General features: G+C 59.6%; 9 protein-coding genes. 7 read left to right on the top strand and 2 right to left on the bottom strand.

Annotation, left to right across the window (positions count from 1 at the left end):
• Nucleotides 1–1,541: 1,541 nt before the first annotated feature.
• The 3 genes from AC0L3B_RS29585 (at nt 1,542) to AC0L3B_RS29575 (ending at nt 10,412) form a co-directional block, all read left to right on the top strand.
• Nucleotides 1,542–2,282, top strand: coding sequence for a Crp/Fnr family transcriptional regulator (locus AC0L3B_RS29585; protein WP_085386237.1), 741 nt, complete (start codon nt 1,542–1,544; stop codon nt 2,280–2,282).
• A 417-nt stretch (nt 2,283–2,699) separates the two neighbouring features.
• Complete coding sequence (locus AC0L3B_RS29580; RefSeq protein WP_085350878.1) at nt 2,700–2,882, top strand: hypothetical protein; 183 nt, start codon at nt 2,700–2,702, stop codon at nt 2,880–2,882.
• Between the two features lie 1,650 nt (nt 2,883–4,532).
• On the top strand, nt 4,533–10,412 hold the full coding sequence (locus AC0L3B_RS29575; RefSeq protein ID WP_473381495.1) for an AAA family ATPase: 5,880 nt from the start codon (nt 4,533–4,535) through the stop codon (nt 10,410–10,412).
• Nucleotides 10,413–10,940: 528 nt separating this feature from the next.
• Here AC0L3B_RS29575 and AC0L3B_RS29570 read toward each other — a convergent pair.
• Nucleotides 10,941–11,141 (bottom strand): hypothetical protein, encoded by a 201-nt coding sequence (locus tag AC0L3B_RS29570; RefSeq protein ID WP_018458805.1) that lies wholly within the window; start codon nt 11,139–11,141, stop codon nt 10,941–10,943.
• Nucleotides 11,142–12,576: 1,435 nt separating this feature from the next.
• On the opposite strand from AC0L3B_RS29570, the gene AC0L3B_RS29565 reads away from it, so the two are divergent.
• The 4 genes from AC0L3B_RS29565 to AC0L3B_RS29550 all read left to right on the top strand — a co-directional run bounded on the left by AC0L3B_RS29565 (nt 12,577) and on the right by AC0L3B_RS29550 (nt 14,110).
• Nucleotides 12,577–13,077, top strand: a complete 501-nt coding sequence (locus AC0L3B_RS29565; protein WP_275991566.1) for a dodecin family protein — start codon at nt 12,577–12,579, stop codon at nt 13,075–13,077.
• Between the two features lie 31 nt (nt 13,078–13,108).
• Complete coding sequence (locus AC0L3B_RS29560) at nt 13,109–13,420, top strand: hypothetical protein (protein WP_018458802.1); 312 nt, start codon at nt 13,109–13,111, stop codon at nt 13,418–13,420.
• Between the two features lie 152 nt (nt 13,421–13,572).
• Nucleotides 13,573–13,743 (top strand): hypothetical protein, encoded by a 171-nt coding sequence (locus AC0L3B_RS29555; protein ID WP_018458801.1) that lies wholly within the window; start codon nt 13,573–13,575, stop codon nt 13,741–13,743.
• Nucleotides 13,667–14,110, top strand: a complete 444-nt coding sequence (locus tag AC0L3B_RS29550; protein WP_345946660.1) for a GcrA family cell cycle regulator — start codon at nt 13,667–13,669, stop codon at nt 14,108–14,110. Before AC0L3B_RS29555 ends, AC0L3B_RS29550 begins: the two co-directional genes overlap by 77 nt.
• A gap of 128 nt (nt 14,111–14,238) precedes the next feature.
• Here AC0L3B_RS29550 and AC0L3B_RS29545 read toward each other — a convergent pair whose 3' ends face one another.
• A complete protein-coding gene (locus tag AC0L3B_RS29545) occupies nt 14,239–14,553 on the bottom strand; it encodes a hypothetical protein (RefSeq protein ID WP_157643069.1) in 315 nt (104 codons plus the stop codon).
• Nucleotides 14,554–15,642: the final 1,089 nt, after the last annotated feature.

Genomic DNA, 15,642 nt, shown 5'->3' with positions numbered 1-15,642 from the left:
AAGCGCGAGCTGTTTAAGCGCTTGGCGGATGAACTCGCCTTCGAGGCTCTCGAGCTTGAGCTAATCGTCAAGAAAAATGAGCGAGCTAATCCGTGCGACCAGCACGAGGTCGTGGAGTTTAAGCCGCCCTCTCAGCGAACGCGTGGCTGATGCGGAAGAGGTCAAGCCGGCTAGATCGGCGTGACAACGGAACTTTGCGCATGGCTCCGCCAGCGAACGCTGCTCCGCCTTCGCCGCATCGCATTGCGGTTGGGAGGGCTCAATCCGGAAGCGGTGATGTCATTGTACGCCGCCAGCAGTTCATCCATGTGGTCCTTCCGTCGATTTCGAAGAACAGCGGGGTTTCAGGCAAGGCGCCGAGGCTACGGAAGTGGTCGACTATTTCTCGGTGAACCTCGATCGCAGCCCACGCGAAAGCTGAAGGGACCGGACCTGCCTCGGTAGAAGGAGGAAGCGTTCCCATGCGTCCGAGCCGGTCGAACTCGGCCGCCCGTTCTTCAGGCCCGCTGTCCCGCATCGCCCGCTTGTGGCATCGACCTGACTTTCAGAAAGTTCGCCGCGCTTTCGCGGCTGAGACAATCCGTACGAGCGCTCGAACCGCTGCCGTCAGAGTACAACATCGCAGAAGATCGTACTTTAGCGTACAAAGTCGTTGCCATGTTGGTGGCGATACGACTCGAATCCCGACCCGAACATTCTGGTTTTGGTTCTGCATCAACGGTATCTTTCTGCGGCAGACAGAACAGATCGTCCGTTTTGCCCGCTGCAATAGCCCCGCACGTCCGAACAATCCTTGCACCGCATGTAACGCTCCAACTCGTGGATCGGCGTCGTCTTCGTTCGTCGCACGACTGCGCTCACACCGTCTAATGGGACGTAAGCTCTGACAGATTGCGACGCGCGCAAGCAGGAGCCAGCGTGCAGCTTTAAACGTTTATGGGCGTGGATCGATCTCGAAGATGATCGACATGGACCGGACCGAGCGCTTCTTTGCCGGATGACTGTCGTGGGCACGATCTGCCTCTGCGCCGCGTTTACGATGTGGATGCTCGTTTGAGCCGCCACTCATGCGCCAACGGAGGCGCCCTATTTCGGTGGCTGCCATCTTGGCAAGGTCAGCCACTCGGTTATCTGAGACGTGAATTCGTTCTGCCGGGCCTTCCTAAGCAGACTGTCTCGTTTGTCCTGGCGGAAATGACCCGGCTTCATCACGTAGCTGTTGAGCTTCTAGGTCAAGCCGAGCCCCACACTTCCGAGATCGCCGCAGCGCTTGCCGCGTCCCGGAAAGCGGAACTCCCTATGGTGTTACCCATGCGCATTTCGCAATTGTGCAGCGGGGCGCTGGGACCTAACTCCTAAATCATCCTGAGAGACAACAATTCGCCTCCGAGGCGCGTGTGGTTGGAGTTTTTGAGATTGAGAGCTTCCGCAGCTGAATTGGACTTCGGGGCGCGAGGCGTAGGCGGATTCAAACAAAGTTCGAGTTGGCCGCCCTATGACGCTCGAAATGCGATGCGGCGGATCGTTCGAGGTAGGCCGCAGTGACGCTTCCCGCCGAAATTGGCAACCGACTTCTGGCAACACTGCCGGCGGCGGACCTCGAACTGCTGGCGCCCGAGCTAGAGATGGTAGCGCTCGATCGGGATGCGGTCGTCTCGCAGGCGGGTGACCAGACCGAGCACGTCCTCTTTCCTCATAGTGGCGCCATTTCTGTGATGATCGACATGGCCAACGGACAGACGGTCGCCAGCGCCGCAATAGGGCGCGAGGGAGCAGTAGGCACTCTTTCCGTGCTGGGGCCGTCCCCTTCGGCCGTTACCGCCGTCGTTCGTGCCGCGGGCATCGCCTCGCGGATCCCCGCATCGCGATTCCACGCCGCTTTTAGCCGAAGCGCCGCGATCCGCCACGCAGTCCAGATTCATTTCAAAGCGATGCTGATACAGCTACAAATCGGCGGCGCCTGCAATGCTCTGCATCCGGCCCAAGCCCGCATGGCACGCTGGCTGCTCCATCTTCGCGACCGCGCCGACCACGACGTCCTCGCACTCACCCAAGAGGCGCTTTCGCAAATACTGGGTGTGCGACGAACGACAGTGACGCTCCTGATGCGCAACCTGCGCGCTTCCGGAGCGATCAGATCTGAACGGCGAGGAGAAATCGAGATTGACCCATTGCGGCTCGCAGCGGTGGCGTGCGAATGCCACGATACCATGCGTCTCGAAATCGAGGGGATCTTCTCTATGAATGCAGCCCGGTCTCGCGCTTTGGTTCTGCCGACGTAGTAACTGAAACGGGGGGATGCCGCAAACCATCGCGCCTTTCGGCGTGATAGCCCGTTATCCCGAACATGGACGATGTGGCCAATGTGCAACGGGCGCCTAGCTTCTCCACGGCAATGTCCGCAACCGAACAATCCCGCTCATGAGGTACGCGTACTATCGGCGCGCCATGTACTGGAGGCCTGTGGATGACCTTTTCAAACGAAAGATCAGACCTTATTGTCTCTTTGGGAAAGCGTGCGGCGACAGGTGTTGGCTGATCGCGCAAATGGCGGACGCTCCCGCGTTGTTGGCGACAATCTGCGCACCTATGCTGAATCGCTCCGTTCGGAAATGGATCGACGGGAGCTCAAGTACGCCTCAATCAGTTCAACTGAATGAAGCCGAGGGTGCCTTTGGGGCACACAGACGATGAGAGACATGCAAGAGCAGCTGGAGAACCTCCTCAAAGCCGCAGCCGACTGCAAATCGATCAGCGATCTGGCCACCGACCTGCAAAAGCGAGAGTTGTTCGCGAGGCTTGCCGATCATCTGAGCGTGTTGGCTTCCGAGGTCGAGCGTGCAATTGCTGCGACAGCCTTTGGCACCAAATTGGAGCGATAAGAGGATATGGCCCGACACCGATGATTGGGAATCAGCATGCGATGAGCGGAGGAGGACATGACTGCGGAGCGGCCTCGCGTGCGAGTGTGCAATCGCGCGCTCGCCTGGCCACTAGTCGGAAGGCCTATCTGCGCGTGCAAGGCAATCAGCTAACTTCGATCGTCAGCTGCGACCGCGGGTAGGCGTACAGCCCTGACCTTGCAGGATATCCCCGGCCAGCGCGCTTTATTACGAAGGCTGCGTCATGCTCATTCGCTATAGGACCTGCGTTGCCCTGTTTCGGCAGCCTCATTCGAGGCCAAGCAACGCCGCGCCCGCTCGATCTGGGCGCCGGTGGCCCCGTGGTTACGGGCATACATCTCAGCCAGGGCCGCCGAATACTTAGCAACGTAGTATTTGACCTCTGAGCAAGAAATCCGCTCTCCCGGTCTGTGCTGGCGCGCAGCATAGGCTTCAGAGCTAAGCGTCATCAGAAACAAGGCAGCAGCGCCAATCGCACGCGTGACAGTCATTGTCATCCCCCGCAGCTACTAGGTTCGTTGCAGAGAGCAGGCCTGAATCGTCCCGATCGCGCAAATTAACAGTGGTGCGCTGGTGCAACGTGTTGTGGATTGTTGCTTTCATGCCCCAGCTTCGTGAGCACCGGCCCGCCTATGCTGGCGAACCCCGTACAAATCCAGGCTCGTCGACACAGATGTGCGACAATTGACGTCCCCATGTAAGCTGCATTGCGCAACGGGACAGGCCGCTCTGATCATCTCAGGAACCTAAGGGGGCGACACGCCGGCCGGCGCCGCTGTTAACGGGCACAAACCTCTCCCGCGCCGCCTGGGGAGGACCTCACGATGCCGACCAGCAATTCAACCCTCTGCGCGGATGACCACCGGTACGATCATCCTCTCTCGCTCCGGTCTATCATGGGCAAGTTTGAGCTACTTTCAGGAAGTGTCCTCGGACGTCGTACTATCTCACAAACGTTCGAACCAACGAACCAACGACACAGCCGCATAAGTGCAAATCAGGACCTGCAACTATCTCAATCTGCTATTTGAGGCTGCGGCCTGCACGGTCGACGGATCGGCCGATCCGCGCACAACATGAGAACCGAAACGCCAGCGCCGAAGCCAATCGACCCCGCGAGATGTAAAGGGCGCTGTCAGCGGCTGGCGCGCCTACATCCGATAGCTCTGAATTCTGAATGATGGTGACATTAACCACGGATTGTTACGACTGAGTAGGATGAAGGCCGGCGACCGAAATCAAAGGCGGTGCGCGTCCGCTTTATGAGCCAATCAGCTCGTGGGCCGCACCGCACAGCAATCCGGTGCCCAGACCACACCTGAGCCGCAGAAGCCGTTCGCATTCGAGCCGGTCCGGACGGCCAGCAGAAGTTGTGGCGACGCATCGGGCAGCATATTTCGAGTTCGATACACCGCTGAATTCGCCCGCCGGCTCGCGCGCGATCACGGTTGATGTCCGGCTAGCGCCGCTTCGGCTTTCTCGCCGTCATCTGCCTGGCGCCGCAGCTTACGCTGGGCAGAACCCCGCTTTTATGGCAGTGTCGATGTGGCCACAGAGCGCAACACAGTACCTCCTCACCTGACATTGGTCACGCGGAGGCTTCGGGGTTGAACCCAGTGTTTTGGGTTGATGCGCATGGACAGCAGGTTCCAAGTGCTATGGGAGGACGATGACCGCATCTTTTGTCGGCCATTGCGTCCGGCTTCCGATGGCGCATGCAGAACTGTATTGGCGGTACTTCCCAAGGCGAAACACGCTTCGTCCGGCCTCCTCGATCGTCTTGATCACGAGTTTGCGCTGAAAGACCAATTAGATGAGACCTGGGCAATGCGGCCGCTCGGGCTGGAGTGCGATGGTGACCGTCCAGTGCTGCTGCTTGAGGATCCTGGTGGCCAGCCGCTCGAACAGTTGCTTGGTGCGCCCATGGACATCGGACGCTTTTTGCAGCTCGCGATCGGCATCGCCGCAGCCCTGAACAAGGTGCACCAACGCGGCCTCGTCCACAAGGACGTGAAGCCGGCGCATATTATGGTGAACTGCGAGGACGAACGGGTCCGGTTCACCGGGTTCGGTATCGCCTCGCGCCTCGCCCGCGAGCGACGCGCCCCTGGGCCGCCGGAATTCATCGTGGGCACGCTGCCCTACATGGCGCCCGAACAGACCGGATGGATGAACCGCTCGATCGATTTCCGCAGTGACCTCTATTCACTTGGCGTTACGCTCTATCAGATGCTGACCGGCTCGTTGCCGTTCTCAGCGGCACATTCCATGGAGTGGGTGCATTGCCACATTGCGCGAAAGCCAGTGGCGCCCGGCGAGCGGGTAAGCACTGTACCGGCTGCAATCTCGACCATAGTCCTCAAGCTGCTCGCCAAATCCGCCGAGCAACGCTACCAGAGCGCTTCAGGCCTCGAACATGATCTACGCCGCTGCCTGATCGAATGGGAAACCGGAGGCCGCATCGAAGAGTTTGCGCTCGCACAATACGACACGCCCGACCGACTGCGGATCCCTGAGAAGCTCTACGGACGGGACCGCGAGATTGAAGCCATGCTGGCCGCCTTTGACCGGATGATCAAGAGCGGCGCGCCGGAATTGATGCTGGTTACCGGCTATTCCGGCGTTGGTAAATCCTCGGTAGTCAATGAGCTCCATCGTCGCCTTGTTCCGTCCCACGGGCTGTTCGCATCAGGCAAGTTCGACCAATACAAACGCGATATTCCCTATTCAACGGTAGTGGAGGCTTTTCAGAGCCTCGTGCGGTTCCTTCTGAGCAAGAACGAACCCGAGCTGACGCACTGGCGCCAAGCGCTTCATGGTGCGCTGGGCGCCAATGGACGACTCGTTACCGACCTGATCCCTGAATTGCGGCTGATCGTGGGAGAGCAGCCACCCGTCCCTGAGCTCCCCCCGCAGCAAGCACAGAACCGCTTCCGTCTCGTGCTCCGGCGCTTCATAGGGGTGTTCGCACAGTCCGAGCATCCATTGGCGTTGTTCCTCGACGATCTCCAGTGGGTCGATGCCGCCACGCTCGATCTGGTTGAGGACCTTTTAACCCGCTCCGATCTGCAATACCTGATGCTCATCGGCGCCTTTCGCGACAACGAGGTCACTTTCGCTCATCCATTGTGGTACAGGCTTGAGGCCATAAAGAGTGCTGGCGCTAACGTGCAGCAGATCATTTTAGCGCCGCTTGCCAGCTCACACATTTCGCGTTTGATTTCCGATGCTCTTCGCTGCGATTCGAAGCGTGCCGCGCCACTCGCGAAGTTGATTCACGATAAGACGGCCGGCAACCCATTCTTTGTGATTCAATTCCTTCAGGCGCTTGCCGAAGAGGGATTGGTCCGCTTCGATCATGACGCACGGTTCTGGTGCTGGGATCTCGCTCGCATTCGCGTCAAGGGCCACACCGACAATGTCGTGGATCTGATGATCGCAAAGCTGACCCGCCTGCCTGCCGAGACGCAGATCACGCTGCAGCGGCTGGCCTGTCTCGGCAACGTCGCCGACACGAGGACAATTTCGATCGTCCTCGGTCGCTCCGAGCAGCGGGTACACGCGGATCTGTGGGAGGCCATTCGCCAGGAATTGGTCGAGCACCAGCCAGGAGTGTATCGGTTTGTCCACGATCGAGTGCACGAAGCCGCCTACTCGCTGATTGCTGATGATCAACGCGCGGCGCTGCATTTGCGAATCGGTCGGGAGCTACTGGCGCAGACCCCCCGGGAGAAGTGGGAGAAGGCTATTTTCGAGATCGTCAACCAGCTCAACCGTGGCGAGTCCTTGATCACCTCGCGAGACGAACGCGAGCAACTCGCAGAGCTTAATCTGACAGCCAGCCTGCGCGCGTGGGAGGCGGCGGCCTACGCCGCATCGCTCAACTATGCCGCTGCCGGTGCCGCATTGTTACCAGACGACTGCTGGGAACAACGCCAGCAGCTTGCCTTTGCGTTCGAGTTGCATCGCGCCGAATGCGAGTTCGTGACTGGCTCGGTCCTGGAGGCAGAACAGCGCTTACAGGAGCTGACGACGCGAACCGCGACCGCTGCCGACCTTGCTGTCGTCGCGCGCCGTCGGGTGGATCTGTATACGGCGCTCAGTGAGCCGGACCGCGCGGTTAGCGCCGGTCTCAGCTATCTGGAACAACTCGGGATTCGATGGGTAGTCCACCCAAGCGATGATCACGTCCGACGCGAATACGAGCACGTCCGATCTCGGCTCGGGAATCGGTCGGTCGAGGAGCTATTGGATCTGCCGCTAATGAGTGATGCACTCGCACTAGCGACCATAGATCTTTTGACGGCGCTCATGCCGCCGGCGTTTTTCACTGATGCGAACCTTCGCTCACTGGTGGCCCTAAAAGCGGTGGAGATCAGCCTCGAGTGGGGGAACAACGATGCTTCATGCGTTCCTTACGTCATGTTCGGCGCCATTGCCGGCGCGCGCTTCGGCGACTATCAGGCGGGCCTTCGATTCAGCCGTATCGGCACTGAGCTGGTCGAGCGGTGCGGATTTTCGCGCGTGCACGCCAGGACCTACCTGAACTATGGCAACCTTGTCCTTTCATGGACCAAGCACCTCCAGCATGCCCGAGACGCCTTTCAGCGGGCATTTGAGGCCGCGAGCAGCAGTGGCGATGTCACGTTCGCGGCCTTCAGTTGCGCCAGCTTGAATACGAATTTCCTTGCGGCGGGCGATGCGCTTGCAGAAGCGCAGCGCGAAGCCGAGCACGGGTTGCAGTTGAGCAAGAAGGCGAAGTTTGCGTTGGTGGCCGACATCATAATGCCGCAGGTTGCGCTAATCCGTATGCTGCGCGGCCTGACGCGGCGTTTCGGCGCTCTGCACGACGACCCGTCCGACGAGCTTCGGTTCGAACGGCGTTTGGCCGCCGATCCGGCATTCGCGCTGCCCGAGAGCTGGTATTGGATCCGCAAGCTGCAAGCGTGCTTCTTTGCCGGCGACTATTCGCTGGCCGTCGACGCCGCATCGAAGGCACGGAGACTGCCGTGGTCACCACCGCAGCTACTCGAGACGGTGGAATACGAGTTCTATGCAGCGCTATCGCACGCTGCATGCTGGAATTCGGCACACCCCGAACAACGTCAAGGGCACCTTGAGGCCCTGACTGGGCACCACACGCAGCTCGATTTGTGGGCACAGAATTGCCCGGAGAATTTCGCGGACCGCGCTATTCTAACCGGCGCCGAGATCGCCCGTCTCCAAGGCAGAGAACTGGACGCGGAGCGTCTCTATGAACAAGCCATCCGCTCCGCTCGCGACAACGGCTTCGTCCACCACGAGGCGCTCGCTTATGAATTGGCCGCGCGGTTTTACGGCGAGCGTGGTTTCGAAGAATTTTCTGGCATCTATTTGCGGAGAGCGCGCGACTGCTATGTTCGTTGGGGGGCAGACGGCAAAGTGCGGCAACTTGAGGATATGCATCCGCACCTCAGGGAGGCGAGATCAGAGCCAGGCCCGATGAGCACGATTGGAGCGCCGGTCGAGCATCTCGACCTCGCCACTGTCATCAAGGTGTCGGAAGCGGTGTCAGGTGAGATGGTTCTGGAGACGCTTATCGAGACGCTCATGCGCACTGCCATCGAACAAGCAGGGGCTGAACGCGGTCTGCTGATCCTGTCGCACGACACCGAGCCGCGCATCGAAGCGGAAGCCACCACAACCGGCGATAAAGTTACTGTTGAAATGCGCAATACAGCGGTGACCGCGGATCTCCTTCCCGAATCCGTTCTCCATTACGTACTGCGAACCAGAGAGTGCGCGGTTCTCGAGGATGCCACGGTCCAGCCTCCCTTTGCCACGGACCCCTACGTTAATCAGCGCAACGCTCGTTCCATTCTCTGCATGCCCCTGATCAACCGTGCGAAAGTTATCGGCGTGCTTTACCTCGAGAATACACTGACGCCCTACGTTGTTGCACCGGCGCGAATTGCGGTGCTGAAGCTGCTCGCCTCACAGGCAGCAATCGCGCTGGAAAATGCGGCTTTGTACCGCGATCTCGGAGAACGGGAAGCGAAAATCCGACGCCTTGTCGATGCCAACATCATCGGAATCATCATCTGGGAGCTTGAAGGTTCGATTCTGGAGGCCAACGATGCGTTTCTCAGCATCGTGGGATACGACCGTGAGGATCTCGTCTCGGGCCGCCTGCGCTGGACTGACCTGACGCCGCCTGAATGGCTCGACCGCCACGAGCGATGGTGGATCCCGGAACTAAAAAAGATGGGTAGCGTGCAGCCGTTCGAGAAAGAGTATTTCCGCAAGGACGGAAGCCGCGTGTCGGTGTTGATCGGCATGGCTGCGTTCGACGAACAACGAGACCAGGGTGTCTCCTTTGTCGTTGACCTGACGGAGCGCAAACGATCGGAAGTGGCTCTGCAGGAGAGCGAGGAGCGTTTCCGGACTCTCGTACAGTTCTCTTTCGACGTGTACTGGGAATCCGATGCGCGGCATCGTTTCATTCGCCAGGAATTCGCCGAAGGCATGGTCGACGCACCCGCGTCGGGCTCTGAACTTGGTAAGACGCGCTGGGAAGTGCCCTACTTGGAGCCCGACGAGGAGGCTTGGCGCAAGCATCGGGAGACGCTCGATGCCCACCTGCCGTTCCGCGATTTCGAGCTCGCGCGCCCTACGCCCGATGGCGGCAAGCGCTACGTGTCCGTCTCCGGGCTACCGGTGCTCGACAAGTCCGGGCACTTCATCGGTTATCGCGGCGTTGGACGGCACATCACCGAACAGAAGCGGGCCGCAGAGGCGCTGCGCGAGATACAGAAGGAGCTTGCGCACGCTAACCGCCTCGCCACCATGGGCGAACTCACGGCCTCGATCGCGCATGAAGTGAGCCAGCCGATTGCCGCGGCATCCATGAATGCTGGTGCGGCCGCGCGCTTCCTGGACAGAAATCCGCCGGATCTTGAGAGGGTCAGGGAATCACTGGACTGGCTTATGAACGATACCGCTCGGGCCAGCGACATCATCCAACGAATTCGCGATCTCGTAAAAAAAGCACCGCCCCGGAAGGATCGCTTGGACATCAATGAGGCGATCAGGGACGTTATTGAGCTTACCCGCGGCGAAGCGATGAAGAACGGCATCTCAGTGCAGACGGAATTTGCAGACAGCTTACCGCTTGTCGAGGGCGACCGCGTCCAATTGCAACAAGTGGTTCTCAACCTGATTATCAACGCTGTCCAGGCAATCGGCACGGTCGCGAATGGAGCCAAGAAAGTGCTGATCACCACCGCGCAGGGTGCACCGGACGGTGTTCTCGTCGAGGTGAAGGACTCGGGACCGGGGATGAGCTCTGAAACCTTCGAGCACGCCTTCGCCCCCTTCTACACGACGAAGCCCAGCGGTTTGGGGGTGGGACTGTCGATCTGTCGTTCGATTATCGAAGCGCATGCCGGACGCTTGTGGGTGACGCGCAACCAGCCCCACGGCGCAATTTTTCACTTCACCGTACCAGCCCACCCTGCCGACGCTTCTTGATTATGGCCGGATTGCTGGTTCCAACTTCGAGCACGCACCTCGCGCTTTGCGATCGAGAAGATCAAGTCGATCGCAGCCCTGCCGATCCTGGCTGCCGCGACGGGGATTAAATCACCAAGCTGTCGCAGAAACGGTCGAGGGATCACGAGGCGACTAGGCAAAACAGGTTGTGCATTTGCGCGCCTTAGTATCCTATTCTACGACGAGCGCGTAATCGACCTGTGCCGTTTAATCTGCACACCGTTTCGCATTGCGCGAAGATGCAGAAACAAAGGAAAAGCATAAGTCGCACTGCTATCCGGGGCACGATACGCAAAAAATGTCGCACGAGATCCGCCTTGTTCTCGTCGACCCCATCCGTAATTTAATTGAATACGAACAGTTTTGATATGGTTGGCGCACCAGGGCTCGAACCGGGGATCCGCTGATCCAACATCGCCGCTCGTTCTCATCGCTCTGTTCGCGCTCGTCACGTCAGCCACTGCGGCAATCGAGCCTATGGCCGACTCGGTGCCCGTAAGCCGTGCCTCAGGGGACCTCGATCACTGGCAATGGATCGATTTCCGCTTTTCCGAATTGCCCCGACGAAACAGGGCGCGGTTGGGCGTGATTGTTGCGATAGACCAGCGTGTCGATCTTGGCAGCGGACTTGTTGCTGAGCAGCGTCAGGCCGCCCCGCAGCGAGCCCTGAACCGCTCGCGCCAGTGCATCACTTCGTCCTAAGTGCATCCGCCTTCCACTAGATCGAGCATGGAAAGGCCATAGATCACGAGGAGGTAAGGATTAGTGGCCGCTCGCACACGGCTTCGATGGCAAACCACATCGATTCGGGGCACGCCCCCCAATCATCCTCACGCTGATTGGCGCGCGGCGCTGCAAACTGGTTGATCCGGTAACCCTAGGGCCCATTACGGCGCACACAGAGGAAATTGGCGCCCTGCGCGTCGGGCGCCCCTTGACACTCGTGTCAGTCGCCGGCGTTGCACGGCGCACCACATGGCGCGCGGTCGTAGGCGGCGCGGCCGTTGGCGCGGCCGCGGTAGGCACGGCATGTCTCCGCGTTCTGGTTAACGGTCGCTACGGCTGCCGCTGATAGCTGTCGGTTCTAGCTTCTGAAGAGCGCATCCTGCGGGATGAGGCTCATGCAGGATGTGCTGTTCAGGTTTCAGGGGCGCTAGCGACAGGGGCCAAGGCGCGACAGAGCAGAGATCGAGAGCTCCAGCGTCGCCAGCATCGCGAGCATGTCGCGTTGTCCTGCTCCAGGGCGGCGGGGATCGGCAGAACATCTTGACGCTCTTTGATCTCTGGCCGAGCCGAAAGGCATGAAGCTCGAGGCCGAGTGATCCATAAAGGTCGAACGCAAATCGCAAGCAAGAAGGAACGACGCGGCCACGGAGGGCTTCTGCTCCTCGTTCAAGACCGAATGGACAGTGAGCAAGATCTATTGCACTGCGAACACCGATATTCGCGCCAATGCGTCCCCACCGGCAAAGCCTTCGCGGCGATATGGGCCCCATGCGGCTTAAATCTGGCAGCGTGATGGATTAATTGCGGGCCTGGCCTCCGAATTCATAAGCTCACTTTGGCGGCAATACGCGGCAGCGCGCTCAATTAATCGAGCCGTCCACGTATCGCCGGGCGACGATCCTGTCCACGGTCCGCGACGCAACCACCCGGTTGATGGGCGACGCTGCGGTAAGATTTGGGCCGGTCTCCACGCTGGCATGGCAATGTGAAAGCGCAACCGGTCGGGAGGCAAGATTGTGGATATGATGCCGGTCTGCGGGCCTGAGCGAGGGTTGTCTCTAGCACTAAGTTGAATGCTCCGCCACGATGAGGTCGAAGACGACGATCATCGCCACGACGATCCTCGATCGCCAGATCAATGTAGTGCTCGTGCTTCCGCGGCAAGTCATGAGATCTGACCGATAGCTATCTACAGACCGTCGCTAAAGCAGGTGGACAAGGGCAAGCCTGCGCGGATGCGAATCCTGCCTCGTAGCAAGCGCCGGAGCCAGGGGCTTGGACGGCTTAGCCGGTCCGTATTTTTGGTTAGTCTCAGCAGCCGCGATCGAGTGACCCGAGACTGAAATGGTCGGCACCGGGTCAAACAGGAAAGTGACAGGCAATCGGACGTTTTTCCGTCTGCTCGCTAGGAGCGGACATGATGGCGCTGGCCCGGCAGATTGGCTCCGGCCAAAAGCTGCCCCCGCCAAATGCAATTTTGTCCCTTTCCGGCTCCGGACGGCATCCCCGTATCGGGGTCGAGATCCTGATGCTAGATTTCCTTCGTCATCCCGGACAGGAGGACGACACGCCTGATAGCGTCTACAAGGTCATTGAACTGGTCGGTACCAGCAACGACTCGTGGGAGAAGGCCGCCGCAAATGCGGTCGAGCAAGCTGCAAAATCTCTCCGAGATCTTCGCATTGCAGAGGTCGTCAAGCTGGATATGCAGCTCGATGACAAGGGAAAGGTCGAGGCCTATCGCGCCAAGCTCAACGTATCGTTTCAAGTTCGAGGGCTCCTGAGCCTCAGCACCTCGCCCCATGCGCAGGGCGAGGAGGACTCATTGGAAAAGGCGCGTTGCCCGGTTCGCCTAGCCGGACACTGTGGCCCGGTCTCGGAAGTTGGCCCTAGTCCGACCGGGACCGATATGCTTTGATGCGTCGAGGCGTGTGGTGCATGGTGGCCTCATGTACATGGTCATTCGCAAGTACACCAAGGTTCGTTCGGTAGCGGACGCCGCTCGCCGCGCCAAGAGCGGCGTTGGCCAGATCCTAAGGCAATCGCACGGCTTCAGATCTTACCAAGTTCTGGATGCGGGCGACGGCGTTGGTATCGCCGTGATGATATTTGACGATCGCGAAAGCGCCAATGCAGCGAACGCCAAGATACTCGCGTTTGTTCAAGCAAGTCTACATGACCTCGATCTTGGAGTTCCCGAAATCACCACCGGCGAGGTTTTGGTGAACATAGAGCCGAATGAGTTCTCGGGCATAAAGTAGCTGAAAACGCCGCCATTTGCGTGCCGGTTGCCCTCCTTTGCTCATGTCGTCGACTTGATGTTTCCATCTCGTTTGCACCGATCGCGCCCTGGACGCGCGTGCCGTCCGCCATGAATATGCGACTACGCGTATTCTCGAGGAGTAGCAGCCACATGAAGCAACATACCTTCGAAGCATTTTCCACCACCGCGATCTACTGGACACCGCTTGTGCTTATGGGCACCGCGATGCCGCCAAGAAATCCCGATGAAGACGACGAGGACGACGAAGAGGAAGATGACGCCGACGAACCGCCGGTCGTGCGCGAGCCAGACGAAGACTAGACTGGCGTGTTCGGCAGTCGGCGCTATAATATCTCTCATGGGCTGGAATGCGAAAGACATAGCGCTCCTCAACAGGCTCTGGTCCGCAGGACAGAGCGCGGCGCAGATTGCGCGTCGTCTCGGGTGCAGTCGTAATGCGGTCTGCGGCATGCTGACCCGTCTGGGCTTGAAGCGCGGCCACAAGCCGCCCACAGCAACGCCCGAGATAAGGCCGCGCCCGAAGCTGAGGCCGACCTCGTCGGCAGCCTGCGCCCGTCCAGTCGCACCGAAGGTGTCGCGGAACGCAGTGCAGAGGCAGCCGCCCAAGGAATTCAGCAAGCAGCAGCTCTACTCCATGCTGGCAGAGGCGGTCAGAAACACTGGCTAAGAGCTCACCAAGAATGTGGTTGTGCTCCCGCAAGTCCCCGGCCCAGTTCGACGGGTTCGGCAGTCGTATACCCATCCCAAGGCTTCATCTGCTTGGATTCAAAAGCAGCGGTAGATGCTAGGCTGAACTTACTTGTGGTTTGCCGCCGAAAGCCGACATGTCACCGATTCAAGAGATCTTCGACTAAGCGGCCTGAAGTGGAAGCCGTAATGCCGGATCTGGCCCTTTGAATGACCTGCCGTCGATATCGATGACGCCGCAACGTCGATGGCGATCGTCGTGCGCTCGAAAAGCGATGCTTGGCAACGATAAGGCGCTGCTTGCGGCCAACTCACCTGTTCCGCCGCGAGGAACGATTGCATCAGCCGTGCTTTAACCGTCCGCACCTTTAATTGTTCGATCAGCAGTTTGCGAAAGCCGCCGCCGATCGAAGAGCCAGTCAATGCGCATCCGTCTCGTTGGTGGCACGGGGCTTGTTCGATCGGCAATCCAGGCCAGACTGTCCGCCGAAGGGCCCGAATGCGCATTGGTGTCGCGCCACCCACCGCACCTGATACGCACCACATCACCCTCGATATGGTCGGACCACCGACGCTTTGGAAGGACGCTCTTGCCGGCGTTGATGTCGTTGTCAATGCGGCGGGTGCCCTGCAGGAACGGGACATGCAGGCGGTTCATGTTGCTGGCAGCGCGGCGCGGGGGCCAATGCAACAGTGCGAAGTCATTGGAGGTCTCAGCAGGCAGTTGCTGGGCCCGGCCCGGACCTAGCAGAATCCCGCGCTAGCTTCATTGTATGCGGCGCGCGAACCGTTGGGGCTGACTGACATCAGCGCCGAACTGAACCAAGGCTGGAGCCGAGTGACTTCCGCAGTTTGCCCGAAGCTGCAAATCAGAGTCCTCTGCTCTTGTCGCCGTTTGACCCTGAACGGACGTGCTAGGCATAAACAGCTGGACGCGGTGTGGTGTGAGGTCTTGGCTTTGGTTTGCTCGGACGTCCGCATCACGGACTGACGCGCTCGCACCAAACCCCTGTCTTACTGGGCTTGATCGCAGGCCTGCAGGATCCGGACAAAATCAGCCATGCTGGATCGATCTTCAGCCATAGCTGCAACCTGAGTATTGGACACGCGTTGGCTTCCCCGTCTGAACCACATCAGGAGGTCGGCGATGTTTCTCATGGCGAACACTCTGCACTAACTACGGCCGTAAGCGTCAGTTGAGCGGCGAAGCGCCGCTAGATCGGGAGAAGGGCCGGCGGGCGCTACGCCGCCGGTCTCGTCCCGCAACCGCCGGCTCGCAGGGCCGGTTCCGTTGCTTTTCAGTGAATGTATCAGTAACATTAGCCCTCGGCCGGCGCCATCGCGCGCAGGTATGAAGTGACCATACTTAGGTAGACTTGGGTTAGTGAATCGGGATCGGGAGCCATCCCGACCGGCACCGTTCGAATTGGAGGCTGCCGCCGACCAGGCCATCGCTGCCTGCGGTCGAGACACCCGGGAGGCGGTCAAGGCGCTCATTGTCGCGAACGGCTT

The organism is Bradyrhizobium sp. Kon56, from assembly GCF_055807635.1.
This window is presented reverse-complemented; position numbering and strand designations above follow the sequence as displayed.

What these genes read in the sequence shown, in the direction of transcription:
- AC0L3B_RS29570 (WP_018458805.1), bottom strand. Translation starts at nt 11,141, where the DNA reads ATGCACTTAGGACGAAGTGATGCACTGGCGCGAGCGGTTCAGGGCTCG.
- AC0L3B_RS29565 (WP_275991566.1), top strand. Translation starts at nt 12,577, where the DNA reads ATGATGGCGCTGGCCCGGCAGATTGGCTCCGGCCAAAAGCTGCCCCCG.
- AC0L3B_RS29560 (WP_018458802.1), top strand. Translation starts at nt 13,109, where the DNA reads ATGTACATGGTCATTCGCAAGTACACCAAGGTTCGTTCGGTAGCGGAC.
- AC0L3B_RS29575 (WP_473381495.1), top strand. Translation starts at nt 4,533, where the DNA reads ATGCGCATGGACAGCAGGTTCCAAGTGCTATGGGAGGACGATGACCGC.
- AC0L3B_RS29555 (WP_018458801.1), top strand. Translation starts at nt 13,573, where the DNA reads ATGAAGCAACATACCTTCGAAGCATTTTCCACCACCGCGATCTACTGG.
- AC0L3B_RS29580 (WP_085350878.1), top strand. Translation starts at nt 2,700, where the DNA reads ATGCAAGAGCAGCTGGAGAACCTCCTCAAAGCCGCAGCCGACTGCAAA.
- AC0L3B_RS29550 (WP_345946660.1), top strand. Translation starts at nt 13,667, where the DNA reads ATGAAGACGACGAGGACGACGAAGAGGAAGATGACGCCGACGAACCGC.